General features: G+C 35.1%; 3 protein-coding genes. All 3 read left to right on the top strand.

Going from position 1 to position 2053, the window contains the following annotated elements:
• The first annotated feature begins 160 nt into the window (after positions 1 to 160).
• The 3 genes from HAW63_05605 to HAW63_05595 are packed head-to-tail and all read left to right on the top strand — an operon-like array spanning position 161 to position 1789.
• Positions 161 to 958, top strand: a complete 798-nt coding sequence (locus tag HAW63_05605) for an SDR family oxidoreductase (protein MBE8163444.1) — start codon at positions 161 to 163, stop codon at positions 956 to 958.
• Positions 955 to 1377, top strand: coding sequence for a 6-carboxytetrahydropterin synthase (locus HAW63_05600; protein MBE8163443.1), 423 nt, complete (start codon positions 955 to 957; stop codon positions 1375 to 1377). The genes HAW63_05605 and HAW63_05600 overlap by 4 nt, the downstream gene beginning before the upstream one ends.
• Complete coding sequence (locus HAW63_05595; GenBank protein MBE8163442.1) at positions 1370 to 1789, top strand: hypothetical protein; 420 nt, start codon at positions 1370 to 1372, stop codon at positions 1787 to 1789. Before HAW63_05600 ends, HAW63_05595 begins: the two co-directional genes overlap by 8 nt.
• The last annotated feature ends 264 nt before the right edge of the window (positions 1790 to 2053 follow it).

Below are 2053 nucleotides of genomic sequence, written 5' to 3'. Positions count from 1 at the left end.
ATAACTATGTCTTAATACCTTTGGGAGAAATTCACTTTAGCTTAATGATGAAAAAGCAATGGAAAGGTTGGAAATTAAATGGACTTAATTTGTTAGATTTAAGTAGGCTTCGCTTCGTCACAAAGTAAAGCCAAAAAAGCGGATTTTTAAGGGAGAGGTTATGAAGAATGTTTTAATAATTACTGGAGGGGGAAGTGGCATTGGTCAAGCTACTGGCTTAGAGATGGGTAAGCTATTTGATTTGGTTATTTTAGTTGGGCGCAATGTCGATAAATTAAAAGTTACTAAAGAAAGAATTTTAAAAACCAGTAGTAAACATAATTTAGATAGTGTTTTGGTTTATGCTTGTGATTTAGCAGTGGAATCAAATATTGTAACCATGGTTCAGCAAATGGATTTGGTTTTAAAAGACTGCTCTAGTATTTCGTTAATTAACAATGCGGGTATTTATTATGGGTCAGAAAATTTTGCAGATTCTTCTGCGGAAAGTTGGCAAGAGTATTTTCAAATTAATTTAATGGGAGCAATTAATTTAACTCGCCTGCTTCTTCCTTATATGAAAGCAAAAAGTTTTAAACCAGGAGTAACTTTAGGGCTGGGAGATTATCACTGCATTGTTAATGTTGCCTCTACCGCGGGTACTCGAGTAATTAGTGGCTTGTCGGCTTACGGAAGTTTAAAGGCCGCCTTAATTTACTGGAGCAAGGCTATTGCCTTAGAGTTAGGGCCCAAGTACATTCGTGTTAATGTGGTTGCCCCTGGGTTAGTAGATACTCCTATTCATGATTTTTATTCCGAAAAAGATAAAAGTTCAAACCATTACACTCAGGCCAATAAAGCACAAGTTTTACAACGCATAGGACAGCCAAAAGATGTGGCCGAGGCCATTAAATATTTATGCACGACCCCCTGGGTAACAGGAAGTACTTTAACCGTTGATGGTGGAATTAGTATATGACAAAAATTAGTTTATCTAGGCGATCGTATTTTAGTGCGGCTCACCGATATTATAATAAACAATGGACCGAAGAGATAAATAAAAAAGTCTTTGGCCTTTGCTATTCAGAAAAAGGACATGGGCACAATTACATTTTAGATACTTTTGTTTCGGGGCCTGTAAATAAAGACACGGGCATGATTATTAATTTAATCGATTTAGATGCCTTACTAAAAAATTTTGTTAACATCTTAGACCATAAACATTTAAATTTTGATCTCCCCTACTTTAAAACAATTATCCCCACCACAGAAAATATTGCTGGTTTTTGTTTTAAAGAAATTAAAACTCTTTTAAAAGACAATGCTTTGTCCATACAATTAGAGCAAATTAGACTTTATGAAAACCAAGATTTATGGGTAGATATTATTAATGAATAAGGGTTTAGCTATACCAAATATCAAAGTGGTTTTAACACAAAGTTATGATTTCTGTTTTGTGCATCATTTTACCCAATGCAATGAAAATGTTTTACAACTAAAACAACCAAAAACAAAAGATAAAAAAACGGCTTCTAAAAACCTACATGGGCATAGTGTAAAAATAAGAGTGAGTGTTGTTTGTAAGGACGATTTTTTTTCTAGAGACTTTATGAACACAGAAGTGCATAAAATTTTACAACCCAAAAACCAAAACCTACTAAATGACTATTTAAATACCGTATCTTGCGAAAGCCTGGCCCAATATTTATGGACACAGTTAAAACTTAGCCCTTTAGGTGAGTATTTAACAGAGTTAAATATTCAAGAAACGCAGAAGAATCAAATTTATATAAAAAAAACCTCCGCATAGTTTTGCACGGGAGGCTTTTTGTAGGTATGAAAAGCCCCCTATGTCAGGAGACTTTTTGAAGATTGAAAAAAATAATAGTTTAATATTGGACTACCACTTTCTTATCAGTGATAGACCAGCTATCCTTGTCTGCTGCTACTACTGTGGCTTTCTCGGCACAGGCTTTAAATGCAGCAGCAGCAGCCTCACAAGTTGCGGCTGGATTAGCTGCCCCTATAGAACCGTTAGCACCACCAGTACTGAAACCAATCTTGGTATAGTTCT

The organism is Pseudobdellovibrionaceae bacterium, assembly GCA_015163855.1.
Lineage (GTDB): Bacteria > Bdellovibrionota > Bdellovibrionia > Bdellovibrionales > UBA1609 > JAAOIH01.
Note: the sequence above shows the minus strand (reverse complement) of the source record. Positions and strands in the feature narration are given on the sequence as shown.

Bases quoted from the DNA above. Each gene is read 5' to 3' on its own strand.
- HAW63_05605 (MBE8163444.1), top strand. From the start codon at position 161: ATGAAGAATGTTTTAATAATTACTGGAGGGGGAAGTGGCATTGGTCAA.
- HAW63_05600 (MBE8163443.1), top strand. From the start codon at position 955: ATGACAAAAATTAGTTTATCTAGGCGATCGTATTTTAGTGCGGCTCAC.
- HAW63_05595 (MBE8163442.1), top strand. From the start codon at position 1,370: ATGAATAAGGGTTTAGCTATACCAAATATCAAAGTGGTTTTAACACAA.